22 protein-coding genes are annotated in these 24,424 nt (G+C 68.2%); 13 read left to right on the top strand and 9 right to left on the bottom strand.

The features are described from left to right. Positions 1-5: 5 nt before the first annotated feature. Genes IFR11_RS08340 through IFR11_RS08325 form a run of 4 tightly spaced genes read left to right on the top strand, consistent with a single transcriptional unit; the run spans position 6 to position 4,193 of the window. Positions 6-1,163 (top strand): bifunctional glycosyltransferase family 2/GtrA family protein, encoded by a 1,158-nt coding sequence (locus IFR11_RS08340; RefSeq protein ID WP_342030269.1) that lies wholly within the window; start codon positions 6-8, stop codon positions 1,161-1,163. Continuing rightward, the gene (locus IFR11_RS08335; protein ID WP_191915831.1) at positions 1,160-1,810 is read left to right on the top strand and encodes a DUF4956 domain-containing protein; all 651 of its coding nucleotides are present in this window, start codon (positions 1,160-1,162) and stop codon (positions 1,808-1,810) included. The genes IFR11_RS08340 and IFR11_RS08335 overlap by 4 nt, the downstream gene beginning before the upstream one ends. After that, complete coding sequence (locus tag IFR11_RS08330; RefSeq protein WP_342030268.1) at positions 1,807-2,628, top strand: polyphosphate polymerase domain-containing protein; 822 nt, start codon at positions 1,807-1,809, stop codon at positions 2,626-2,628. The genes IFR11_RS08335 and IFR11_RS08330 overlap by 4 nt, the downstream gene beginning before the upstream one ends. After that, positions 2,616-4,193 (top strand): carbohydrate-binding domain-containing protein, encoded by a 1,578-nt coding sequence (locus IFR11_RS08325; protein ID WP_197978627.1) that lies wholly within the window; start codon positions 2,616-2,618, stop codon positions 4,191-4,193. Before IFR11_RS08330 ends, IFR11_RS08325 begins: the two co-directional genes overlap by 13 nt. Positions 4,194-4,345: 152 nt before the next feature. Here the strand turns inward: IFR11_RS08325 and IFR11_RS08320 are convergent, their stop codons facing one another. Together IFR11_RS08320 and IFR11_RS08315 are read right to left on the bottom strand one after the other, a co-directional pair. Beyond that, the gene (locus IFR11_RS08320) at positions 4,346-4,939 is read right to left on the bottom strand and encodes a DUF305 domain-containing protein (RefSeq protein ID WP_191915830.1); all 594 of its coding nucleotides are present in this window, start codon (positions 4,937-4,939) and stop codon (positions 4,346-4,348) included. A gap of 83 nt (positions 4,940-5,022) precedes the next feature. Next, on the bottom strand, positions 5,023-5,457 hold the full coding sequence (locus tag IFR11_RS08315) for a DUF6153 family protein (RefSeq protein ID WP_191915829.1): 435 nt from the start codon (positions 5,455-5,457) through the stop codon (positions 5,023-5,025). A 284-nt stretch (positions 5,458-5,741) separates the two neighbouring features. On the opposite strand from IFR11_RS08315, the gene IFR11_RS16330 reads away from it, so the two are divergent. After that, the gene (locus IFR11_RS16330) at positions 5,742-5,951 is read left to right on the top strand and encodes a DUF1653 domain-containing protein (protein ID WP_191915828.1); all 210 of its coding nucleotides are present in this window, start codon (positions 5,742-5,744) and stop codon (positions 5,949-5,951) included. A 63-nt stretch (positions 5,952-6,014) separates the two neighbouring features. Here the strand turns inward: IFR11_RS16330 and IFR11_RS08305 are convergent, their stop codons facing one another. After that, positions 6,015-6,494 (bottom strand): hypothetical protein, encoded by a 480-nt coding sequence (locus IFR11_RS08305; protein ID WP_191915827.1) that lies wholly within the window; start codon positions 6,492-6,494, stop codon positions 6,015-6,017. A gap of 107 nt (positions 6,495-6,601) precedes the next feature. Beyond that, complete coding sequence (locus tag IFR11_RS16760; protein ID WP_191915826.1) at positions 6,602-7,144, bottom strand: sigma factor-like helix-turn-helix DNA-binding protein; 543 nt, start codon at positions 7,142-7,144, stop codon at positions 6,602-6,604. A gap of 370 nt (positions 7,145-7,514) precedes the next feature. Here IFR11_RS16760 and IFR11_RS08295 point away from each other — a divergent pair, with 370 nt between their 5' ends. Further along, positions 7,515-7,916, top strand: a complete 402-nt coding sequence (locus IFR11_RS08295) for an aldehyde dehydrogenase (protein ID WP_244630664.1) — start codon at positions 7,515-7,517, stop codon at positions 7,914-7,916. 146 nt (positions 7,917-8,062) lie between these two features. Here IFR11_RS08295 and IFR11_RS08290 read toward each other — a convergent pair whose 3' ends face one another. Then, entirely contained in the window at positions 8,063-8,320 is a 258-nt protein-coding gene (locus IFR11_RS08290) for a nuclease (protein ID WP_191915825.1), read from the bottom strand. A 1,097-nt stretch (positions 8,321-9,417) separates the two neighbouring features. On the opposite strand from IFR11_RS08290, the gene IFR11_RS08285 reads away from it, so the two are divergent. Continuing rightward, the gene (locus tag IFR11_RS08285; protein WP_197978628.1) at positions 9,418-10,032 is read left to right on the top strand and encodes an Ltp family lipoprotein; all 615 of its coding nucleotides are present in this window, start codon (positions 9,418-9,420) and stop codon (positions 10,030-10,032) included. Between the two features lie 706 nt (positions 10,033-10,738). Here the strand turns inward: IFR11_RS08285 and IFR11_RS08280 are convergent. Together IFR11_RS08280 and IFR11_RS08275 are read right to left on the bottom strand one after the other, a co-directional pair. Then, on the bottom strand, positions 10,739-11,782 hold the full coding sequence (locus IFR11_RS08280) for a hypothetical protein (protein ID WP_206755301.1): 1,044 nt from the start codon (positions 11,780-11,782) through the stop codon (positions 10,739-10,741). A 522-nt stretch (positions 11,783-12,304) separates the two neighbouring features. After that, the gene (locus IFR11_RS08275) at positions 12,305-12,562 is read right to left on the bottom strand and encodes a nuclease (protein ID WP_191915823.1); all 258 of its coding nucleotides are present in this window, start codon (positions 12,560-12,562) and stop codon (positions 12,305-12,307) included. Positions 12,563-12,881: 319 nt separating this feature from the next. Between IFR11_RS08275 and IFR11_RS08270 the strand changes: the two genes are divergently transcribed. After that, the gene (locus IFR11_RS08270) at positions 12,882-13,499 is read left to right on the top strand and encodes an SLATT domain-containing protein (protein ID WP_191915822.1); all 618 of its coding nucleotides are present in this window, start codon (positions 12,882-12,884) and stop codon (positions 13,497-13,499) included. Next, the gene (locus tag IFR11_RS08265) at positions 13,496-14,809 is read left to right on the top strand and encodes a nucleotide-binding domain-containing protein (RefSeq protein WP_191915821.1); all 1,314 of its coding nucleotides are present in this window, start codon (positions 13,496-13,498) and stop codon (positions 14,807-14,809) included. Before IFR11_RS08270 ends, IFR11_RS08265 begins: the two co-directional genes overlap by 4 nt. A gap of 370 nt (positions 14,810-15,179) precedes the next feature. On the opposite strand, the gene IFR11_RS08260 is transcribed toward IFR11_RS08265, so the two are convergent. Then, positions 15,180-16,454, bottom strand: coding sequence for a PIN-like domain-containing protein (locus IFR11_RS08260; protein WP_191915820.1), 1,275 nt, complete (start codon positions 16,452-16,454; stop codon positions 15,180-15,182). Between the two features lie 405 nt (positions 16,455-16,859). Between IFR11_RS08260 and IFR11_RS08255 the strand changes: the two genes are divergently transcribed. The 4 genes from IFR11_RS08255 (at position 16,860) to IFR11_RS08240 (ending at position 22,753) form a co-directional block, all read left to right on the top strand. Beyond that, entirely contained in the window at positions 16,860-18,254 is a 1,395-nt protein-coding gene (locus IFR11_RS08255; protein WP_191915819.1) for an MFS transporter, read from the top strand. Between the two features lie 6 nt (positions 18,255-18,260). Continuing rightward, the gene (locus tag IFR11_RS08250) at positions 18,261-20,447 is read left to right on the top strand and encodes a molybdopterin oxidoreductase family protein (protein WP_244630662.1); all 2,187 of its coding nucleotides are present in this window, start codon (positions 18,261-18,263) and stop codon (positions 20,445-20,447) included. Beyond that, complete coding sequence (locus tag IFR11_RS08245) at positions 20,440-22,011, top strand: FAD-dependent oxidoreductase (RefSeq protein ID WP_191915818.1); 1,572 nt, start codon at positions 20,440-20,442, stop codon at positions 22,009-22,011. The genes IFR11_RS08250 and IFR11_RS08245 overlap by 8 nt, the downstream gene beginning before the upstream one ends. 109 nt (positions 22,012-22,120) lie before the next feature. Next, a complete protein-coding gene (locus IFR11_RS08240; RefSeq protein ID WP_055834121.1) occupies positions 22,121-22,753 on the top strand; it encodes a LysE family translocator in 633 nt (210 codons plus the stop codon). Between the two features lie 82 nt (positions 22,754-22,835). Here the strand turns inward: IFR11_RS08240 and IFR11_RS08235 are convergent, their stop codons facing one another. Further along, the gene (locus tag IFR11_RS08235) at positions 22,836-24,323 is read right to left on the bottom strand and encodes an FAD-dependent oxidoreductase (RefSeq protein ID WP_191915817.1); all 1,488 of its coding nucleotides are present in this window, start codon (positions 24,321-24,323) and stop codon (positions 22,836-22,838) included. Between the last annotated feature and the right edge of the window lie 101 nt (positions 24,324-24,424).

The raw sequence follows: 24,424 nt of genomic DNA, 5'->3' as shown, positions 1-24,424 counted from the left end.
TGTTCGTGCTCATCCCCGCCTTCGAGCCCGGTCCGCGGATGCCGGCCCTCGTCGCCGCGCTGCTGCGCAACGACCCCGACCTCGACGTGCTCGTCGTCGACGACGGCAGCGGTCCCGCGTTCGCGTCGGTGTTCGACGCCGCCCGCGAGGCCGGCGCCCACGTCCTCAGGCACGCGGCCAACCGCGGCAAGGGCGCGGCGCTGAAGACGGGCTTCGCCCACATCGCCGCCCACGATCCGGATGCCGACGTGGTCACCGCCGACGCCGACGGGCAGCACACACCGGCCGACGTCTGCCGCGTGGCCGACGCTCTGCGCACTGACGCGGCCGAGGGCCGCAGCGCCCTCGTGCTGGGGGTCCGCGGCTTCGACGGCGCCGTGCCGCTGCGCAGCCGCCTGGGCAACGCGGCCTCGCGCGGGCTGTTCCGCCTCGCCACCGGGCGGCGGGTGACCGACACGCAGACCGGGCTCCGCGGCATCGCCGCCGATCGCCTGGGCTGGGCCCTCGGCATCCCGGGCGACGGGTTCGAGTACGAACAGCGGATGCTGTTGCGCCTCGGCCCCGACCAGGTCTCCGCGCACGAGGTGCCCATCGACACCGTGTACCTCGACCGCAACTCGTCGAGTCACTTCCGCCCGGTGCGCGACTCGCTGCGCGTGCTGCTGCCGGTGCTGCTGTTCGCGTCGTCGTCTCTCGCCGCGTTCGTCGTCGACACCGTCGCGTTGCTCCTGCTGCAGGCGCTGACCGGATGGCTCGTGCCCTCGATCATCGCGGCGCGGGTGCTGTCGGCCACCGCGAACTTCGTCGTCAACCGCCGCGTGGTCTTCCGCGCGCGGGGCGGATCGATGCTTCCGCAGGCCCTCCGCTACGGCGTGCTCGCCCTCGCGCTGCTCGCCTCGAACATCGCCTGGATGTCGTTCCTCACCGACAACGGCCTGGCCCTGCTGCCCGCGAAGGTCGTGACCGAGGGCGTGCTGTTCGTCCTCAGCTACGGCGTGCAGCGCTCGCTCGTCTTCCCCCGAACGGATGCCGAGACCCCGGCGCGCGTGCCCATCGCCCGCCCGGGGCCGCCCGGCGCGACAGCCCGCGGGCCCGACGCCCGCGACACGGCATCGGGATCCCCCGACACCTCTCCCCTCATCCCCGCAAGGAGCACCTCATGACCACCACCGCCCTGATCCTGGCCGCGACCGACCTCGTCGCCGCCGTCCTACTGAGCGCCATCTACTTCCAGCGCCACCGCCGACGAGACCTCGTCGTCGCCTTCCTCGGCGTCAACGTGGGCGTGCTCGCCGTCGCGACCGTCCTCGGCACTGCCGAAGTCGCTCTGGGCCTCGGGCTCGGACTTTTCGGGGTGCTGTCGATCATCCGGCTGCGCTCGAGCGAGATCACTCAGCGCGAGGTGGCGTACTACTTCGCGGCTCTGGCGATCGGTCTGATCTGCGGCCTGCCGCCCGTCGACCTCTCCATTCCCCTTCTGCTGGTCGGGCTCATCGTGGCCGTGCTCGCCGTCGCCGATCACCCGCGGGTGCTGTCGCGGGCCCGCCACCAGACCGTGCACCTCGATCGCGCGATCGCCGACGAGACCGAACTGCGGGCCGAGCTCGGACGCCTGCTCGGCGGCGAGGTGACCGGCGTCACCGTGCAGCAGCTCGACCTGGTCGACGACACCACGCTGGTCGATGTGCGGTACCGGGTCCTGGCCACGCCCGCTGCACGCGATGTCGCTCGCGAAGCCCTTGACACCACCCCCGGCCAACGCCGAACCGCCGACGCGAGCTTCGCCGACCTGATCGGCGGCACCCGGTGACCGCCCGCGACCGCGCGGCCACCGCCATCGCAGCCCTCCCCGCGATCGGGCTCGACGCTCTCACCACCGAGGCCGCCCTGCTCACCCGCGTCGACCGCAAGTACGTCGTGCCGATGGATGCCGCGGCATCCCTGCTCGCAACCCTGCAGCGCTCCGACGAGGCTCCGGCCGCCCTCGAGATCGCCGGCGAGCGCGAGCTGGCCTACCGCTCGGTGTACTTCGACACCCCCGATCTGCTCAGCTACCGCCTCGCCGCGCACGGGCGCCGCCGCCGGTTCAAGCTGCGTACCCGCACCTACGTCGACACCGGGGCCGCCTACCTCGAGTTGAAGACCCGCGGAGCGCGCGGTCTCACCCGCAAAGACAGGGATGCCTACGACCTCGATGCGGCCGACCGGCTCACCGCCGAAGCGCGCGACGACGTCGCCGAGGCCCTCGGCGCGATCGGCGTCGAGCCGGGCCGCGCCGACGACCTCGACGCGAGACTGCAGACGCTGTATCGGCGCACGACGCTGCTGCTCGCGGGCGACGTGCCCTCCCGCGCCACGATCGACCTCGACCTGCGGTGGATCGACGCCGACGGCTCGGGCTTCACCCTCCCCCGCTACGCGATCGTCGAGACCAAGTCTCCGGGTCAGGCGGGCGCTTTCGACCGCGCGCTCTGGCGAGCCGGGCACCGCCCGCAGCGCATCAGCAAGTACGCCACCGGCATGGCGGCCTTGCGCTCCGATCTCCCCCGCAACCGCTGGACCCGCGTGCTCGCGGGCCCCTTCGCCTCATCCCAGAACACCCGAAAGGACGCATCATGCGCCGCCTGATCCCCCTCGCCCTCCCCCTCGCCCTCGCGGGCCTCGTGCTCGCCGGGTGCGCCGTCACCGCTCAGCCCGCCTCGACGCCGGCGCCGGCCACCACGGCATCCAGCGTCGAGTCGAGCGTGCAGACCACCTCCGACATCGACTCCACCATCCCCACGGCCGCCGCCGAACTGCTCGCGGCCAACGCCGACGGCACCGTCGTGAAAGACGACGAGTGGAGCCTCGCGGATGCCGAGACCATCACGCTCGAAGGGTCCACCGCCTCGAGCGACTCGGCGGGAGTCCGCATCGACGGCTCGACCGTCACGATCACCGCCGCCGGTGTGTACACGCTGACCGGCACGCTCGACGGAAATGTGGTCGTCGTCGCCCCCGACGACGCGCAGGTGGTCCTCGTGCTCGACGACGCGACCATCGAGAGCACCTCGGGCTCGGCCATCCAGGTCGTGACCGCCGACGATGTGGCGATCAACCTCGCGGCGGGCTCCACCAACACGGTCACCGCCGCGAGCTCGGCCGACGCCGACGCGAGCGCCGCCCTCTACGCCGACAGCGACCTCACCGTCTCGGGCTCGGGCGCGCTCACCGTCACCGACACGGGCAATGACGGCATCTCGTCCACCGACGACCTCGCGATCATCGGCGGCACGATCACGGTGACCGCCGCCGACGATGCCCTGCGCGGAAAGGACTCGCTCGTCGTGAAAGACGGCACGCTCACCCTCGCCGCCGGGGGCGACGCCCTCAAGAGCGACCAGACGGATGACGCCACCCAGGGCTACGTCTGGATCGCCGGAGGCACGATCGACGCCACCTCGACCGACGACGGCATCGACGCGTGGACCGACGCGCTGATCACCGGCGGCACCGTGTCGATCGCGGCCGAGGGTGATGGCATCCATTCCGAAATCGCCCTGGCGATCGCGGGCGGAGACGTCACCATCAGCCAGTCGTACGAGGGCATCGAGTCGGGCAACATCCGCATCGCCGGCGGAATCACCTCGGTCATCTCATCGGATGACGGGGTGAACGCCTCGGGCGGTACTACGACGAGCTCGGGCGGCGGAATGGGCGGCGGCATGCAGGACACCGGCGAGACCCTCACCATCTCGGGCGGCACCCTGGTGGTCGACGCTCAAGGCGATGGCCTCGACTCCAACGGCAGCATCACCATGACCGGCGGAGACGTCACCGTCCACGGTCCCACCCAGCAGGGCAACGGCGCGCTCGACTCGAACGGCGGCATCGACGTCTCGGGCGGCACGCTCGCCGCTCTCGGCAGCACCGGAATGGCCGAATCGCCCGACGAGTCGTCGGCGCAGGGATGGCTCGCCGCGACAGTCTCGGGTTCCGCGGGTTCGACGGTGCAGATCACGGATGCCAGTGGCACGGTCATCGCGCAGTACACCGCCGAGAAGACCTTCGGATCGGTCGTGTTCACGTCGTCGGCGATCACCGACGGGCAGTCGTACACGGTGACCGTCGACGGGGTCGCGACCTCGGTCACAGCCGGCGTCGCGGCGGCCGGCGGAATGGGAGGTGGGGGCATGGGTGGCGGGCGCCCCTGAGCGTCGAGAGTGCGGGGGCCGCGGGCCGGGGTTGCTCCCCTCGGGTCGCGGCTTTCGCGCGAGCGGCAGGGCTTCTGCGGATGCCGATCCATCCGGCACGAGAGAGGGCTGATGGGGCGCGGGCCCACGGCATCCGCGCCCCACGCCCGTCGTCAGAGCGTGCCCTGCAGCTGCTCCATCTGCGCGATCTCGGCCATCTGCGCCTCGACGATGGTCTTCGCGAGCGCGATGGCGGCGGCGTTCGAGCCGTTGTCGATCTCGCTCTGGGCCATGTCCACGGCGCCGCGGTGATGCTGAATCATCTGCGAGAGGAACAGCTGCTCAGCCTCGGCGCCCGAGGCGTTCGCGAGCATCTGCATATCGTCTTCGCTCATCATGCCGTCGCCGTGCTGCATGGCATCCCCATCCGAGGAATCGGCTCCCCAGTCCTCGAGCCACTGCTGCATCCTGTCGATCTCGGGTTGCTGAGCGGCCTTGATCCCCTGGGCCAGCTCGGTGACGCGCTCGTCGATATCGCCCTTCGCCAGCAGAACGTCGGACATCTCGATCGCCTGCGCGTGGTGGGGAATCATCATGCTCGCGAACATCACATCGGCGTCGGTGGCGGTGGTCGTCGCCGGCGGGGCGGAGCTGCCGCTGCCGTGATCCATGCCGGGCATGGTCTCTTGGGCGCCGCCGGTGCAACCGGTCAGGAGCAGCAGGACGGCGAGGGTGAATGCGGCGGTCGCCGCGGATCGGTTCTTCATGGTGGAGTTCTCCAGGGTCGTCGATGACGCCCGACGGTCGTCGAGCTGGGTGCGTTGCCCGCGGGAAGCGGGCCGACGCGTCATCACGTGCGACGTATGCAGAGAACGGTGAGAGAGGGCGGCGGCAACGCGTGCGCGACCACCGACCACCGAGCGAGTACCGCGGAGAGCAGCCGCGCCCGTGCGCCCGGGAGGCGGAGCCCGACCCCGGCGACGAAGACGATGACGGCGCCGAGAAGGGCCAGCACGCATGCCATCCAGGCCATCGAGTGGTCGACGGACGAGGCTGCCCCGTCGGTCACGGACGCGGTCATCGCGTCGTGGGGGCGCTCGTCTTCGGACGGCGATGCCATGACCGCAGTGCTGTGCCCGGTCGCCGCGCCGTGGCCGGCCGGGGTCGAGGTGGCGTGGAACGCGTGCATCGCGAGAAGTCCGGCGACGATGGCGACCGTCAGAAGGATGACGTGGGCGAGCGCGCGAGGACCGCGGGCGTACTCAGCGACTCCGACGAGCGACATGCTCACCCCCTTCGAGAACAGCAGACTACCGAGGGCGTGCGACACGCGACTCTCAGACCGGCGGTGAGGGCGCGCCTTCTTGCTGAGCGAGGCACCCCACCCACGCATGCCATGGAGCACGCGTGCGGACCTACCTAGACTCTCGTCGTGTTGACCATCACGGATGGCGGGCGCAGCGTCACTCTCGGGTGTCGACGAGGGAGGCGCTCGCGCCCACTGCCGAGTCGCTCCACGCACGACTCCCGCTGCCCGTCCGCAGCTGACGAGAAAGAGGGAAAGTCCGAGTGACTATCGAACCCGGCATCTACGAACACTTCAAAGGCCAGCGGTACGAGGTGTTCGGAACGGCGAGGCATTCCGAGACCGAGGAGGTCTTCGTCTCGTACCGCAAGCTCTACGACGACTACTCGTTCTGGGTCCGCCCGGTGGAGATGTTCACCGAGACCGTCGACCGCGACGGCTACTCGGGACCCCGGTTCCGCCGCGTCGCCTAGGGCTCGGTCGCTCCGCTGGCCCGGTAGGGCGGGCAAGTGCGGTCGCCGATGCGCCGCGATTGCTCATCCGAACGCCGCGTCGTACACGGCAGTCAGTCCCGCGTCGGCGACGCCGCTCACACCGCACGTGATGATGACGCCATCGGTGCTCGCGCTGATCAGATAGGTCTCACCCTCGACGAAGACGATCGGTTCGCCGTCGATACCGGCGCCGACGCCCTGGGTGACGGTCACCGTGTCACCGACTTCGCCATCGAACCGCTCGGTGACGGAGAGCGTGACGGTTCCGTCCGCGATGCTGCGGACGTCGGCGCGAAACGACGTACCTGCGGCCGCGACCGCCTCGGGGGTCACCTGGGCGCACATCGCCGCCGGCCCACCCGCACCCGGCTGCGTCAAAGCGGTCGCAGCGACCGAGGTGCCGACGATCGCAGGGACGGCGAGTACCACGGCCGCGATCGCCGCCGCACCCGCGCCGATGGCGCCGAGAAGAAGTCCTGGCCGATTGACACGGCTCCGGGGCGAGGTGTTCTGGGGGTTCATGGTGTCCTCCGCGAGTCGAATGATCTGGTCGCTCCGCAAAGGCGGTAGCGACGAAGCAGGGTCGCCCGCTCGGAGCAGTCGGCGCAGTGCGTCGTGGTGTGCGTCGTTCACGGTTCGTCCCCTTCTCTTGTCTCGATATGTCCGGAGCCTGGGTGGGTCTTACGCCATTCGCCCTCGAAGCGCCGCCGCGCGCGGTGCAGCCTCACCGTCGCGGCATTGACCGTGGTGCCGAGGACGATCGCGATCTCCCGCGGAGCGAGCTCGTCCCACGCCCACAGCCGCAGCACCTCTGCATCCGCTGTCCGCAGGCCCGCGAGGGTGACGCGCACCTCTTCGTCGACGGGTCCGCTGTGCTCGGCGACGAACGCGGCGGGCGGGTCGAGGACGGTGATCTTGGCGACCAATCTGTCGCGACGCCGCTGGGCGCGGTTCGCGTTCGCGAGTTGCAGCCGAGCCACACCGATCGCCCAGGCGACGGCCTCGGCATCGGCGGGCATGCGCTCATGACGTCGCCACAGCACGATGAGGGTCTCTGCGAGCACATCCTCCGCGGTGGCGGGGTCAGCGCGTCGCCACAGGTAGCGGCGTACGGGGTCGGCCACGAGCCGCACCGTCTCCTCGAAACGCGCGCGGGCGGATGGGGATGACACATCTTCCACGCTTACCCATGTTCGCCATCGACGCGACTCTTACACGCGGTGCGAGATGAGTGGCTTGCCCCGCAGGGACGCTTTCCGCGCTTCGCGTCGACAGACGTGCTCGATACACGCGGGACAGCGACGACGTGAAACTGTCTTCGGACTTCGTCGCGCAACACGCGCGCCGGATGACGCCCGACACCGTCGCCCTCGCGCTCATCGCGGTGAGCATTGCGACGGGCACCGTCGTCTTCACCATGAACTGATCAACCTCCTCCGAGCCCTGTCGAAGATCGCGGCCCCCGGCGTAGCATCGCCGGTACGTCGGAGTCCCTCCGCGGCCTCCGGTCCCTCCGAACCGACGAGAACACGGGAGATCCAGATGGACACGATGGCAATGATGAAGTCGATGGACATGGGCGAGATGACCATGAACATGGATGCCATGCAGGAGTGCATGCAGTCGCTGAACGCGTGCGCGATGGCCGCGGCGATGTGCGCCGGCAGCGACATGATGCACGGCCCCGAGATGGCCACGTGCTGCGCGATGTGCTCGAACATGGTCGAGATGGCGCAGGCGACGATGCACATGATGATGCGCCCGGCGGGGATGAACATGGACGTGATGAGCGCCATGATGACCGCCTGCATGACCATGGGCAAGGCCTGCGCCGCAGAGTGCCGCGCGCACGCCGATATGGACGAGATGTGCCGCTACTGCGCGATGGCCTGCGACGACATGGTGATGAAGTGCGAAGCGATGATGGCCTCGATGTCTGTCTGATCCACTTCGGGATCGAAGAACGTCGCCAGGAGCCCGGACGTCAACAGGAAGAAGACCGCAAGAACGGCGAGGACGAGAACGGCGACCAGGACAACGGGAGAACCCTCTCGCTCGCCCTGAGTCATGCGTCTGCTTCCCCTGCGGGGCTAAGCCAAGCGCGCGGTCGTGAGGATCGCCGACGCGCTGAGCAGTTCCGCGACCGGATGGTAGGCCACCGGCTCCCCCACCTCGATGGCGACGGCCGGGCCAACGGCCCGCAGCTCTACCGTCGCGCCGTTGAGCAACGCCACGGTCATCCTCGTGCCATCGGCGTCGATCACGAAGCCGTCCCACCACGCAGACGGATTCGAGGCTGCCATGCAGCGCTGGATTGGGTGGACTGTCGACGAGACCGTGCGGGACATGGCTTCACCTGCCTTCGAGGGGGTTGGTGAGATGAAGCTACGGGATGCCGCAGGGGTGGACGATCCGGTGCGTATTGGGGCGTAACAACGGCGAGACGAAAGTGGATGCCCCCCCCGCTCCGGGACGTCTACTGCGACTGCGACCGGCCCGCACGCGCATTCTTGTCGCCTCGACGCACCAAACCGACCTGATGGCGGTGTGGCACGTCTCCGACCGCCGTTTGGTGGGCACCACGCGGCGAGCGCGCTCCCCGGCACCACCGTGCTCAGGCGCCGCCAGCATGTCGAGATCGGGGCGGCTGTTGCGCGTCGGCGAGGCCAGAGCGCGCCATTCTGAGGACTAATCACGCTAAATCGACGCCGTCCCAGACCCACGAGCGCTAACTTCCTCGCATCACGCGAAGACGCGGCGAGAACGGGGATCAAGATGCCGACCTATATTGTCAACCAGAACCCTCAGAGCAACGGCGACTACGAAGTCCATGACCAGGCCTCGGCCTACGGTTGCCTGCCCAACTCGTCGAACCAGGTATGGCTGGGTTCCTTCTCCTCCTGCAAGGGGGCAGTGGACGAGGCCAACTCGCGCGGGTATAGCCCGGCAAACGGGTGCTTCTACTGCGCCAACGGCTGCCACACCGGCTGACGCCCTAAAACGCCTGGTCTCCGGGCGCAGGCGCAATTGTCAACGCCGCTTCAACGCCTGCCCCCAAAGGGAATGTCACACCCTCCCCCGTCGCGTCGAAGCAGGAGACGGGACCACCAGGCTCATAGAACGTGTCGCCCGCGGGGAGGATCGACTCGTCATGGACAAGATCCAAACTCTCACCAGTAGTTCCGACCGCTTAGACGGCACGAGTTACTGCAGGCCACACTCAGCGCTTCTTATCCGTCCAGCGACGCGCGAGGCGCATCCACTCGACCCGAGCCGTTCGCCATTGCTTTTCCGGTACTTGAATGCCACTCTCGCGGATTACGCCGAGCGCGCGTACTGACAACCCAACCGGCGGCCACCGTAGGGCGCGAGTCGAGGAGTCACCCGAGATATGGGTGTGACGATGCCGGTTGCCATGGAGACGGCGCCGCTGATCGACGTCTGATTGGACCAGGCCGCTATCACCGTTCCCGAGACAACGGGTCTGACCGCTAAGGAAGCGGCCGCACTGATCGAGAACGCGGGACTTCAAGCGGAATTCTCCGCCGACAAGGGGTTCGTCATCGATCGCGACAACTGGACCGTCCTGAGCACCACTCCCGCCTCCGGGGCAGCCGCCAAGACCGGCGACACCGTCGTGATCAACGTCGAGAAGACGGCTGCCGCTGCTCCCTCGACCGCTCCTGAGGCCGCCGCACCGTCGGCCCCACCCGCGGCCGCTGAGCCCGAGAAGCCCGCATTGACCACGGCGCAGTCCAGCGCGGTCCGCTCAGCGAAGTCCTACCTGTCCTTCAAGGGCTTCTCACGTGCCGGACTCAGCGAGCAGCTGACGAGCGAGTACGGAGAGGGGTTCGCCCCCGAGGACGCCGAGTTCGCCATCGCCCATTTGGAGGCCACCGGCGCCGTCGACTGGAACCAGGAGGCCGCAGAGGCAGCCAAGTCGTACTTGGACTTCCAAGGGTTCTCTCGCGATGGTCTGTACGACCAGTTGACCAGCGAATACGGAGAGGGATTCACCCCCGAGCAGGCGAACTTCGGCCTCGCCGCCGTCGGCCTGTAAGTCGTGCATGGGGCGGGCATCACGACGCCCACCCCATGCACCGCGTTCGCCGCACACGTGCGGCTTGGGGGCCGCCTCTCCGTGATCAACCCGACCGCGCCAATAGCTGCCTGGACTGCCGCTCATGTGAGAATCTCGAGGGCTTCCCGCACGAGCTTCGCGCTTCGTAGAAGCGTCTGTGCGATCTTCAACACCCTCGCGGGCATTCCGCCGCGACGCGGCCACTCTCTCAGCGCGTCGATATCGACGGCCGGGCCGACCATCTATGACCCGCCTACAGTGGCGAGTCGGGTTTGCGTCGTGCCGCAGCCGAGGCCTCCATTACGCCGCATAGCAAGCCGAGCGCGCCTCCGATCATCGTTGCAGCGGCAACGACGGGGCGCGCACTCGCTAAGCTCGCGTATCCCGCCGCAGCACCAATCGCGGCGGGCACCATGGCAACCGCCACACGCGCCACGGGATGCTGAACAAACGACAGGGTCATAAGAGAGCGGGTTGTCCCCCATGCGGTCAGGCCAATCGCGGCCCCGATGAAAAACCCGACGGGACCTCCCCACAGCATCAGCCCCCAAGGAGCTGTCGAGGCCGACGCTTCAGGACCCACAACCGCTAACGCTGCTAACGCCACTCCCCCTGCGCCCGCGACAAAACAAGCCAGAAGAGCTCGAGCGCTCGGGCGTAGGGACGCGTGTCGCATGGCCTGACGCTACAGCGTGCGCTGGCGGATCAGGTTGGCCAGGAAATTAGCCCACGTCTGGCTCGCGATGCGGCGATTCGTTTCGTTCGCGAGCGCACCTCGGTCCTTCCAGATGAGCGCAACGACCGAGATGTGCAGCCACCCGGAACGGTCGTTGTAGAAGCGGAAGGAGACCGTAGAGTCAACTCCGTCGAAGTGACCGGGCAACGCGATGAAGTTGAATCCGTCTTTCACGACCGCTGAGACTCGCACCGGTGCCGCGACGTTGATCATGGTGAACGGGCTTGCGTTGAGATTGATGGTCTGACCGACTGATGGGAAGGCTCGCGGCGCGTTCGCAACCGGGAAACTGCAGTTGAAGCACCGTCTCAACTCAGCCATGACCCGCGACGGCGTGGCCTTCTCCTTGCCGGTGATCAGGTTGAAGGATGCGTGATCTACCGCATAGGTCCAAGCCGGATCCGCCACCACGGGAAAAACTGCGCCGGTGAAATCAACGTCCTGCCGCAGTTCGTTTCCCGTCAGTGTGTAGCGGGTGGGGAGGTATCGCCCCGAGGCATCGATGGCCCAGGGCGCGGCAAGATCCACGATGTATCGATCATTTGAGTCGAGCACCTTGAACGCGTCGCCAACTTGCACGAGGTAGGGATCAAGGACGCCACCCATCTCGTACCTCAGATCAACGACATCTTCCGCGGTGGGGAACGTCGAGATGATACGTATGCCGTCCCCCGTCGCGTCCGTATAGAAGACCGGTGCGGCGGACGACTCGTCACCTTCGACCTCAGCTGAGTGCGTCGACGGCAGGACGACATCCACGGCCTGACCAGAGAGCCCCTCCGGACTCAGCTCAACTTCAGACGCGGCCCCGGCCTGGACCGGATCAGCCTGCTCTCCGTAATGCGCCTCGAGAGCCTCCGCTGTGACCGCGGTGAGAGTGTCGCCTTCGGAAGGTTCGGGCGCCGTATCGGACGCGTAAACGGGCATCGCGACCGATATCGCGAGCGCGCAGGTAATCCCTGCGGTGATGACGACGTTCAACCGACGGCGCATTGGTCCTCCTCGTTGAGGAACACGGCGAGGCCCTTCCTCCCGTGTCGGTGCTCAACACCGAAGCAGGAGACAGCCGATCACTGAGGAGATTTCACCGCAGGGGAGCCCGTATTTCATCCGAGCGGCGCGGATCCTCTCGATCAGGGCGCGCCTCGCGGCCCCGAGATAGCGACGTGCTGCGCGATGTGCTGAAACCGGCCGGGATGAGTTGGGACGTTCTGAGCGTCATAGTGACCGCCTGCATGACCATGGGCAAGGCGAGCGCCGCCGAGTAACGCGCGCACGCCGACATGGACGAGATGTGCCGTTACTGCGCGATGGCCTGCGACGATATGGTCCTGAAGTGCGAGGCGAGGATGGCCTCGATGTCTGTCTGATCCACTTCGGGATCGAGGAATGTCGCCAGGAGCCCGGACGTCAACAGGAAGACGACCGCGAGAACGGCGAGGACGAGAACGGCGACCAATATGACGGGAGAACCTCACGCTCGTCCTGAGTCATTCGTCTGCGTGCCCTGCGGGGTTAGGCCAAACGCGCGGTCGTGAGGACCGCCGACGCGCTGAGCAGTTCCGCAACCGGGTGGTAGGCCACCGCCTCCCCCACCGCGATGTCGACGGCCGGACCGATGACCCGCAGTTCTACCGTCGTGCCGTTGAGCAGCGCGACGGTCCCCGTCGTGCCATCGGCGTCGATCACGAGGCCGTCCCACCACGCCGACGGGTTCGAGGCTGCCATGCAGCGCTGGATCGGGTGGACTGTCGACGAGACCGTGCGGGACATGGCTTCACCTGCCTTCGGAGGGGTTGGTGAGATGAAGCTAAGAGATGCCGCAGGGGCGGGAAATCCGGTGCGTAGTGAGGCATAACAACGCGGACTTGCCTGCTTCCGAGGTGCCCGTAGCTCACAACCTTCGGCCGCCGCGACGGCACAGAAGGAAACAAGCCACATGGACCGATAGACGGTACGTCAGTAAAGGTATGCGCGGACCCACTCCGTCAAAGTCTTCGCAGCGGAGCAACGCAGTCAAGCGCCCCACACTCGGAATCAGAGCGTCCTCGGCGGCGTCGGCGATGTCGGAGGTTGCCGTCATACTCTCCGCATGACCGACGAGCCCACTGAACCGCTGCTCCGCATGGCCGCTGGAGGCGACGATCTCCTGCTTGCCCAGGTCCGCGAAGCCTTCGGACGCGTCGTCTATAGCCAAAAGGTTCATGAGAAGCAGGCGGACCAGTACTTCACGTTGCACCGATGGCAGCAAGGAGCCCTCATTGCGCTCACGGCGCTGAGCACGACCACTTTCCTTGCGTCCCTGGCGGGGTTCGTGTTTAGCCCGCAGGTGACCAGCGTGATCGTCTCCTTCGTCGCGCTGCTGGTGACTGGGCTGAGCCTGGCAACGAAGACGTTCACCTTTGCAGAAGATGCGGGCTCTCATCGCGATGTCGCCGCCCAGCTGTGGGACGTGCGCGAGTCGTACCTGTCCCTGATCACGGATCTGATGGATGGTCAACTCTCCTCGGACGAGGCGAGGGAACGACGTGACCACCTCCAGGAGACCACCCGCGCGACATACGCCGGCGCACCCCGCACCGGCGGCAAGGCGTTCACCAAAGCGCAGGCCGGATTGAAGGAAAACGAAGAAATGACCTTCACCGTGGACGAGATTGATCTCTTCCTCCCCGCACAGCTGCGACTGCGAACGAAAGGACAGCCCGCATGAAAACCTCTGAGCTTTTCGATGAACTGCTGCAGAACTTGAAGGTAGGCGGAAAGAACACCATCGTCGCGACTCGTCGCGACGAGATCGCGAAGGCCCTCAATAGAGAGTTCCGCGGGAAAGACAGTGTGACCGACAACCAGCTGATGGTGGGCTCGTACGGACGGCACACCGCTATACACGCGGTGTCCGACCTCGACATGATCTTCATCTTGCCTGGCTCCTTGCGAGAGGCCTACGCGGACGAGAACGGTCCCCGACGGATTTTGAATCGGGTGCGCGACGCCCTGAGCGCCCGCTATCCCACGACTGAGGTGCGCGTCGACCAGTGCGTGGTGAGGGTCCAGTTCATTAGCAACGCTTTCAAGTTCGAGGTGCAGCCCGCCTTCGAAAACGACGACTCCACCTTCGATTACCCAGACACCGTCGCGAAGGCGTGGAAGTGCACCAAGCCTCGAGAAGAGATTGCCGCGGTCAAGAACTGCAATGACCGAACCAACAGGAACATGCGCCACCTCGCGCGGATGATCCGGGCCTGGAAGAACCACAACGGCGCCCCGATGGGCGGACTGCTGATCGACACGTTGGTTCACCGGTTTTTCTCGACCACCACCGACTACGACGCGACTACCACAGACACATTCGACGAGATGACTCGGGACTTCTTCGAATTTCTGAAAGATGAACCGGAGAAGGACTTCTACCTCGCGCTGGGCAGTCAGCAGCGCGTCAAGGTGAAAGGAAAGTTTCAGTCGAAGGCACATAAGGCGTACAACCGCTGCGTCGAGGCCATCGGCGCGGGCGAGACCGCCGCCGCAGCGAAAAAGTGGCGCGAGGTGTTCGGCAAGGCGGCGCCGCTGACACTGACCAAGTCTCTCGCCGCATCCGACTCCTTCACCCTTACCTCCAGCACCGAGGAATTCATTGAGGACGTCTACCCCGTCGACATCTCCGCCAGCGTTTCCATCGACTGCGAGGTGACGCAGGACGGATGGCGGACGACGCGACTGCTCGCTTTGCTCACGTCTCGTCAGCCGCTTCTGGCCAGCAAGGACCTCCGGTTCTTCGTGACGTCGTGCGACGTGCCGAAACCGTACGAGTTGAAGTGGAAGGTTCTCAACAGGGGCCCCGAAGCAGTTAGTCGCCACTGCATCCGCGGGCAAATCATTGATTCATCCCGGCCGGGTGAACGAAGGGAGCACACGGTCTTCCGTGGGGATCACGTCGTCGAGTGTTTTGTACTCGAAGGCGGAATCGTCGTGGCGCGTGACCGTATCGACGTTCCCATCGCGACGACACAGCCGGACAGCTGATTACGCGCGCGTTCAGCGCCGGGTCCGTCGCATGGATGTTTCCCGGGGCTCTCTGCTGCGGAGCCGGAAACGCCGACCGCGAGAGATGTGTCGTCGGGTCACCAGTATGTAGATTTCATGATCGTGACTCCTTCGATCGGCCCGATGCAGCTCGAAACCGGTCGGCGCACCTGAGGAGCTTCGTCGCCCACGTATATCGAGACACGTGCAAAAAGCGCCGCCGCGACGAGCCGCACGGATCGTGACTCCCGAACGGTGTCCTCTTGTCGCGTTTGCAGCCAGCGCGATGACGCGCGCCAGGTTTGACCGCTCACCAAGCATGCTGGGCTGTAAGACTGGCCATTGGATACGACGCCAGCCAAAAGCTTTGTCAGTCTTGAGACTCGTCTAGCAGCTGGTTGAGGTCGTGAATCTCGTGGTCGAGCTGACGCAGGCGCGATAGGTACTGATCGTCAAACCGGCTCCCGTCTTGGCGCCCTCTCTCGATCTGTTCTGTGATTTCACTGCGCCTCTGCTCAAGGAACTCAGCGCGTCTGTCTAGGACTGCGGCAATCTCGAGCTGATTGCCAAAGCGGGCGATGTAGTCGTCTGACGAGGGGCTGTCGTCGGTCTTTCGGAGCAACCGCGCCGCGGCTTCTATCCTGGCCTTCGCGAGTTCCCGCTGCGAGGCTAGATCGTTCACCTCCCGGTCTACCCCATCCAATTCACGGGTGAGCGCCTGCTGCCGGCTTCGGGTCGTCCCACCTCCCCGACGCAACTCAAGCTGTCTCAGCAGAGCCTGTCGCTCGTTGTAAAGACGATGCCGTTCCTCGAGGAGGAATTGGAACGCTCGCTCATTGGAGGCGGAAACCTCCTCCACCTCCTCGAGTGAACCATCGCTGACGTTGACACGCGTCCGTTCTTTGGCGAAGCGAAGGAACTGCAGAGGCTCGTAAAAGTGGATGCGCTGCCCAGCGGCCGCCCAGTACTCGTCGATGAGTTCCGGCCTCGGCCCCTGAGTTTTGCCCCGCTCGATCCTCCACCAGTCGTCCTTCCCGTCGTCGGTGACGAAAATCAGCGGCTTTTTCGAAGTCGCTCCCAGCTCAAGAATCTCCTTCCAAATAATGAGATCGCCGTACTGGTTCCCATTCGTCTTTCCAGCATCACGGTAGCCTGGCGGTGTCTTCGCCGCATACCTCGCTTGACCGTCCTTCTCAATCTCTGCCCGCGTATCCGAGGAAAATCCGCTCCCCACCTTGCCCGACAGAAGGTCGCTAAGGCGCTCAAATGTTTGCTCGGGATTGCCCTCGCCTGCCACCCATGTTTCGTGGCCTTCCTCTTGCCGGTCAATGACCTCAGTCAGTCTAGCCACCAGCGATTCAAGCTCCCCGTTTAACTCGGTGCGATCAAGCGATGGATGATGCTTGAACTCATTCAGCGTCTTGATTACCCCGTTCTTCCCACTGATCAACGCATCTTTGACCCTCTTGAACACCTCAGCGGTGCCGCTGATAACATCTAGGCGTCGCTCCTGAAATTCAAAACCAACCTGATGCGGGACCCAGAGCGAATCATTGAGACTTTCCAAGACACGGAGGAAATCGTCGCGCGTACTCGGTGTGTACCGAAAGAAATTCAATAACGTATTTGTGTCGAATACGATCACGCCGTCATTCCATATAGCGTCAAGCTCGGCGCCGGTAGGCGCGTAGTACGCCCTGAAAACATCCCGCATGACTCCCCCAACCGGTTCGCTGCAAACACTACACAACATGCGAACCGCTTAGCGGGGTGCTGCGCCCGGGATTTCAATGCATACCCCGCGAGCTGATAATCGGTCATATGACAGGCGTCGCAGCCAAGGCGCGATCGGAAATCAACCGCCCTGACCCCCACCCATGTAACGCCCAAGTAAACTCCCCCTCTCGCACCCCCCTCCGCCCGGGTGAGACAACCGTTACCTCCCCGCCCCCGGGCACGCCCTCCCGGGAAACCCCTCCTCCCTACGCTGACGGCACGCCCCACCCATGCGGGGCGCTGCACCTCCCCGCATCGTCCACCGGAGGACCCCGTGACCGTCACCGACCCGCGCCCCGAAGCGGCCGCCGCGCCGCCCGCAACGCCCGAGGCAGCAGCACAAGAACTCACACACCGCCCCGGCCGCTGGATCGACAACTGGAACCCCGAGAACCCCGAGCAGTGGAACAGCGTCGGCAAGGCCATCGCCTCCCGCAACCTGCGGTGGTCGATCTTCGCCGAGTTCCTGGGCTTCGTGGTCTGGCAGCTGTGGTCGGTCGTGGTCGTGTCGCTCCCGGCGGCGGGCTTCCAGCTGTCGACGGGTGAGATCTTCTGGCTCATCTCGATGCCGAGCCTGGTGGGCGCGACGCTGCGCATCCCCTACACGTTCATGGTTCCGCGCTTCGGCGGTCGCAATTGGACGATCGTCTCGGCCGCCCTGCTGCTCATCCCCAGCATCGGCCTGGCCATCGCGGTGTCGAACCCCGCAACTCCGTTCGGCGTGCTCCTGCTCATCGCCGCCCTTGCCGGCTTCGGCGGCGGCAACTTCGCCAGCTCGATGTCGAACATCACGTTCTTCTACCCCGCGGCCCAGAAGGGCTACGCGCTCGGACTCAACGCCGCCGGCGGCAACCTCGGTGCCTCGGTCGCCCAGTTCGTCGTCCCGATCGTCATCACCGTCGGTGCCGCCGCGACCCTCAACCTGCCGCTCGCGGGCCTCATCTGGGTGCCGCTCATCATCGTGGCGATGGTCGGCGCGTACTTCCGTATGGACAATCTCTCGAGCGCCAAGGCCGACATCACGGCATCCCTCGCCGCTCTGAAAGAGCCGCACCTGTGGGTCATGGCCGTCCTCTACATCGGCACCTTCGGTTCGTTCATCGGTTTCGCGGGCGTCTTCCCGAAGCTGCTCGCCGACACGTTCCCCGACTTCAAGGGCATTGCGATCGGCACCGCCACCGTCACCCTCGCCTTCCTGGGCGCGCTCGTCGGCTCGCTCGCCCGCCCCTACGGCGGAAAGCTCGCCGACCGCTTCGGCGGCACCGTCATCACGATGGGCGCGTTCACGGTGATGGGTCTCGGCATCCTGGGTGTGATCCTCACCCTGCCGATGCAGAACTTCGCCGTCTTCCTGCTCTGCTTCCTGGTGTTGTTCGCCGCCGCGGGCATGGGCAACGGCGCGACGTACCGCATGATCCCGACGATCTTCGCGCTCCGCTCGAACAACGGCATCGGGGCGCAGCGCAAGGCTGCGGCGGCCCTCGGCCTCATCTCGGCGATCGGCGCGTACGGCGGCTTCTTCATCCCGCAGCTGCTCGGCTTCTCGAAGACCACCTTCGGCTCGTACACCCCGGCCCTCGGCTGGTTCGTCGGTGCCTACGTCGTCTTCCTCGCCCTCACCGCCGGCGTGTACCTGCGCATGTCGAAGCGCTCCGGCGTGCGGATCTGACCGCCCATGAGCTCCGCCGACACCCACTGCCCCTACTGCGCGCTGCAATGCGCGATGACCGTGCGCCACGACGGCACCACCACGGTCACCGGCCGCGACTTCCCCACCAACCGGGGAGGGCTCTGCGCCAAGGGCTGGACGTCGGCGGAGCTCCTGGCATCCCCGCACAGACTCCGGATGCCACTGACCCGACGCTCCGACGGCACCCTCGCCGAGACCACCTGGGACGAGGCTCTGGATGCCGTCGCGGCGGCGTTCCGCGAGACAAGAGCGAACCACGGCGCCGACGCCAACGCCATCTTCGGCGGCGGCGGACTCACCAACGAGAAGGCCTACCAGCTGGGCAAGTTCGCCCGCGTCGCACTCGGCACCTCGCGCATCGACTACAACGGCCGCTTCTGCATGTCATCGGCGGCCGCCGCGACCAATCGGGCGTTCGGCATGGACCGCGGCCTTCCCTTCCCGGTGACCGACCTCGACGACGCCGAGACGATCCTGCTGCTCGGCTCCAACGTCGCCGCGACCATGCCGCCGTTCCTCGCGCACCTCGCCGGTGCCCGCGCCGCGGGCGGCCTGATCGTCGTCGACCCGCGCCGCTCGGCGACCGCGCGCCTCACCGAAGAGGGCGCCGGCACCCACCTGCAGGCAGCGCCCGGCACCGACCTGCCCCTCCTCCTCGGTCTCACGCACATCGCCCTCGCCGAAGGCCTCGCCGACCGGGCATACATAGAGGAGCGCACGTCGGGGTTCGACACGGTCCGACGCAGCGTCGCGCAGTGGTGGCCGGAGCGGACTTCTGCGACGACCGGCGTCCCGGTTGCCGACCTGAGAGCGACCGCCCGACGCCTCGCCGCGGGACGCGCGTACATCCTCACCGGACGCGGCGTCGAACAGCACGTCGACGGCACCGCCACCGCGACCGCCGCGATCAACCTCGCCCTCGTGCTCGGTCTCGTCGGCCGTGAGGGCTCGGGCTACGGCACCCTCACCGGCCAGGGCAACGGCCAGGGCGGCCGCGAGCACGGCCAGAAGGCCGACCAACTGCCCGGCTACCGCTCCATCCGCGACCCCGAAGCCCGCCGGCACGTCGCCGGGGTCTGGGGCGTCGATCCCGACACGCTTCCGGATGCCGGAATCCCTGCCACCGCGCTGCTCGCAGAGCTCGGCGGTCCGGTGAAGACGCTGCTGGTCGCGGGCTCCAACGTCGTCGTCTCCGCGCCCGACGTCGAGGCCGTGCGCGCGAACCTCACCGCCCTCGACACCCTCATCGTGTGCGACTTCTTCCTCTCCGAGACCGCGGAGCTCGCCGACATCGTGCTGCCCGTGCTGCAGTGGGCCGAAGAGGAGGGCACGATGACCTCTCTCGAGGGCCGGGTCATCCGCCGCCGCCAGGCGCTGCCCGGGCCCGACGGCGCCCGCAGCGAGCTGTGGATCATGTCCGAGATCGCGCGGCGCCTGGGCGCGGCATCCACCTGGTCGACCGATCCGGCCGAGGTGTTCGACGAACTCGCCCGCGCCTCGGAGGGCGGCGTCGCCGACTACTCGGGCCTGTCGCACGCGCTGCTCGACACCGGCGTCGAGGCGTACTGGCCGTACCGCTCCGAGAGCACCCCGCGACCCTTCACCGAACGCTTCGCCCACGCCGACGGCCGCGCGCGCCTCGTGCCGGTGTCCGCTACTCCCCCGGCGCCCACCGACCGCGGCGGCGACCTCACCCTCGTCACCGGCCGCTACCTGCAGCAGTACCAGTCGGGAACGCAGACCCGACGCGTCGCCGAGCTGAACGGCGCCCGCCCCGAGGCGCGGCTCGAGATCCATCCGGCGACGGCTTCCCGCCTCGGCATCCGCGAGAATGCGCTCGTCGCCGTATCGAACGAGCGCGGCACCGTGCGGGCGCGGGCGACGGTCACCACCGACATCCGCCACGACACGGTCTTCCTACCGTTCCACTACGCCGGCGACGAGTGCGCCAACCGCCTCACCGAGGCCATCGTCGACCCGACCTCGGCCATGCCCGAGTTCAAACGCACGCGGGTGCGGGTGGCTCCGGATGCCGCCACCCCAGGCGCCCCCACCACGACCGGTGCCGTGACGACCGACGCCCGGGCCGTTTTACCCCACGTCGTGGAACGCCCCGGCGTTCTGGTGGCGGACCGCGCGGATCAGCGCCCCCAGGAGGAGATGCATGTCTGAGCGCGTGGTGCTGGTGGGCTACGGTCCCGTCGGGGCGCGACTGATCGACGGGCTGCTCCCCGCCGTGCGCGCGGGGCGGATCGACCTCACCGTCGTCGGGGCCGAGACCCACGACGTGTACAACCGCGTGCTGCTCGCCGAGTACGCCGTGGGCCGCGCCGACCGCGCGGGCCTCGACATGGATGACCGCCGCGTCGCCGAAGACGCGGGCGTGCGCTTCGTGCTCGGCGCGACGGTGGTCGGCATTGACCGAGATCGGCAGGTGGTGCGCCTGCACGATGGCATCCGGATCGACTACGACCGACTCGTGCTCGCCACCGGCGCCCGCGCCAACGTCCCGACGCTGGCCGGCCTGGAGCGGGCTCGGCGCGACCGGTCGGCCCGACCCGGGGCGCCCGACGACCTCGACCGGGGCGGGGCGCCGCTCCCCCGCGGCGTCGTCGCGCTGCGCGATCTCGCCGACGCCGAACTCGTGCGCGCGGCCGTCTCGGCCGGGCAGCGGATCGTCGTGCTGGGCGCCGGCGTGCTGGGGATGGAACTCGCCCTGGCCGCCGCCGAAGCGGGCGCCGAGGTCATCGTCGCGTACCACTCGGCCGCCCCCATGAACCGCACGCTCGACGAGAACGGCGGGCGCGTGCTGGCCGCCGCCGCGCACGCGGCGGGTGTCGAGATGGTGCACCACGCCCGTGCCGAGAGCATCGTGCAGCGCTACGACGACCACGGCCACGCCTGGTTCGACGGCCTGGCCTGCGCCGACGGCAAGGTGCTCGCCGGCGATCTGCTCGTGCTGTCGTGCGGGGTTGGTGCGCGGACCGAGTTGGCATCGCTCTGCGGCCTCGCCACCTCGGCGGGCGTGCTCGTCGACGGCTCGTCGCGCTCGTGGACCGACCCGGCCGTGTACGCGATCGGCGACTGCGCGCACGTCGCCGATCCCGCCGACGCCGACACCGACGGCCGGGTGCCGGGCGGGCCGACCGGACTCATCGGACCGGGCTGGCGCCAGGCCGACCGCCTCGCGGCGCTGCTGTCATCGGGCGTCTCGTCGCCCGCGGTCGCCGAGCGTCCGGGGGTCGTCATGCTCAAGGCCGAGGGGATCGACGTCGTCGCCGGCGGCGAGGTCGACGCCGACCCCTTCGCGCCCGTGCATGCGTCCGGATGCCATGGCCCCCAGGTCACCCTCTGGGCCGACCCCGCGCGCGGGACCTACGTGAAGCTCGTCACCGTCGAGGGCGTGCTCACCGGGTTCGTCGCGGTCGGGATGCCGCGCACCGGCGCCGAGCTCACGTTGCTGTTCGAGCGTGGCTCGGAGCTGCCCGCCGACCGCTCCTCCCTGCTGCGGCTCGATGCGCCCGACGTCGGCATGGCCGTCGTCGCCGACCCCTTCGCGGCCGACGCGACCGTCTGCTGGTGCAACGGAGTGAGCGCGGGAGCCATCCGCGACGCCGTTTCGGCCGGGGAGCCGACGGTGGCGTGCGTGAAGGCCTCGACCCGCGCCGGCACCGGCTGCGGCGGCTGCGTCGGTCGGATCACCGAGCTGATCGCACGCGAGACGGTGCCGGCGTAGTGCGCCCGCCGCCCCGGCATCCCGCCACTCCCCTCCCTCCCGCGCACGAAGAAATCGCCCGGGGCGCCCGTGACGTCTGCGCGTAACGCGGCCGCACTACCCTTCACTCATGCCTCCGCTCGAGAACCTCGTGGCCTTCGTCGCCGCGTCGGTCGTGATCATCGTCATCCCCGGTCCGAGCGTGCTGTTCGTCATCGGCCGCTCGATCGCCCTGGGTCGTCGGGCGGGCGTGCTGAGCGTCGTCGGCAACGCCCTCGGCACGGTGCCCGCGGTGCTCGCGGTGTCGTTCGGGGTCGGGGCGATCGTGGCGTCGTCGGTGGTCGCCTTCACCGTGCTCAAGGTCGTCGGGGCGATCTATCTCGTGTGGCTCGGCATCCAGGCCATCCGTCACCGCCGCGACCACGTCGCCGGTGCGTCCCGCGCCCCCGCTTCGTCGTGGATGCTGCTGCGCCAGGGCTTCGTCGTGGGGATCACGAACCCCAAGACCATCGCCTTCTTCGTCGCCGTGCTGCCGCAGTTCGTCGCCCCGCAGGCCGGCGCCGTGTGGCTGCAGCTGCTGCTGCTCGGCCTGGTCTTCCAGGTGCTCGCTCTCACGTGCGACAGCGCCTGGGCCCTGGCCGCCGGCACCGCACGCGCATGGTTCGCCCGCTCGCCGCAGCGCATCTCGACGCTCTCGGCGACGGGTGGCGTCATGATGATCGGCCTGGGCGGTGCTCTCGCCTTCACCGGCGCGAAGAGCTGAGGCGCCGCACAGCTCTCGCGTGAGCGCCGGCGAGGCCGCGGCGTCTCGCGCGCAGCGCCGAGTGTGCGCGGCGCCCGCGACCTCAGCCCACCGCACCCCGCACGTCGAGATCCGCCGAGGCCGCGCCCTCGAGCCGCGTTCCGTCGGGCGCGAAGCGCGAACCGTCGACGGGGCTGTCCCACGACCGCTCCGCGTCGTTCCAGGTGAGCGGAACCGGGGCGACGACCGCGCGGGTACACCCCTCGACGGTCGACACCGCCGCCGTGCGAAGGCCCCGGCGCGCCACGACGCCGGCCCCTTCGGCGGGGCGCTTCGCCGGGGCGGGGACGGCCGAGGTCAGCGCCCCCGCCACCACGCCGACCCGCCGGCTCGCCTCGCCGATCCCCCGACCGAGGTCGGCGGGCACCGTCATGCGCGTGCCGATCGTGCGCATCCAGTGCGGCCGATCGCCGCGTGAGACTCCGCGGATCTCGTCGCTCAACCGCATCGCCGCGGCGGGGGCGTTCGTGAGGCCCCACCCCGCGTATCCGGTGGCGAAACGCAGGCGGCCGAGGCCGCGCGGCATCCCCCCGACGAACGGTACGAGGTTGTGCGACTGGTAGTCCTGACCCGACCAGCGGGCGATCTCGGCCCCCACCGGCAGGGTGCGCCGAGCCCAGGCGGCCAGTTCTTCGGCGAGCGCGACCTCCGACCGCGCTGAGCCGACCGGATGCCGTGCCCCGGTGACGATGAGCGCGGAACGCCCGAGCGACGACGGTGCCGCCACGACGCTGCGCCCGTCGACGCCGGCCTCGCTCCACATGCCGCCGGGGGCCGCGGCATCCCCCTCCAGCTCGAAGGCGATCGCCCACGAGCGCAGCGCCCGCGTCTTGAGGTCGTACAACCCGCGGCGGGTGATGGGCGTGCCCGTGGCGAGCACGACGGTGTCGCCGAGGAGCGGACCGTGAACGGTGTCGACGCGTCCGGTGGGGAGCGCGTGCACGTCGGTGACGCGCGCCCCGGTGTGCAGAGTCGCCCCGGCGTCGACGGCCGCGCGGGCCAATGAATCGACCAGCTGCACGGGGTCGAGGGCGAGCTGGTCGTCGAGGGCGAGGGCGCGCACGGGAGTGCGCCCGCCGAGCTCGTCGGGGGCGTCCTCGCGCACGTCGAGGCCCGCCTCGCGCGCGGCGTCGCGGACGGCGTCGAGCGCGGTGTCGGTGGCGAGACCGCGGCCGAAGGTGAACGCCGTCCGCCGGTCGGCTGCGGCACCCGCCCGCTCGGCGAGCCACTCCTGGCCCGCGCGGTTGGACTCGACGTAGGCGCGCACGAGACTCGCGGGGTGGTGCTGACGCAGGGTCGCGAGCGTCGTGCCCTGCAGCAGCGACGCCATGCCGACCGACGCCCCGGTCGCGCCCCCGCCCACGTCGCCGGAGTCCACCACGGCGACGTCGACGCCGGCTTCCGCGAGCAGCACGGCGGTGGAGAGGCCCGTGATCCCGGCACCGACGACGATCACGTCGTGGTGCGTCCCGGGCTCGATCGAGGTCGTGTCGGCGGGCGTGCGGTCTCGGATCCACAGCGGGGAGGTCATGGTCCCATCGAACTCTCGGTGACGGCCTCCGCGCAGCGGGTTGCCGACGCCGGTCCCGTCGTCTACGTGCGGAGTCCACGAAAGCTGTGAGTGCGCTGAGC

Origin of the sequence: Microbacterium sp. CFBP 8801 (assembly GCF_014839455.1) — a bacterium.
Lineage (GTDB): Bacteria > Actinomycetota > Actinomycetes > Actinomycetales > Microbacteriaceae > Microbacterium.
Note: the sequence above shows the minus strand (reverse complement) of the source record. Positions and strands in the feature narration are given on the sequence as shown.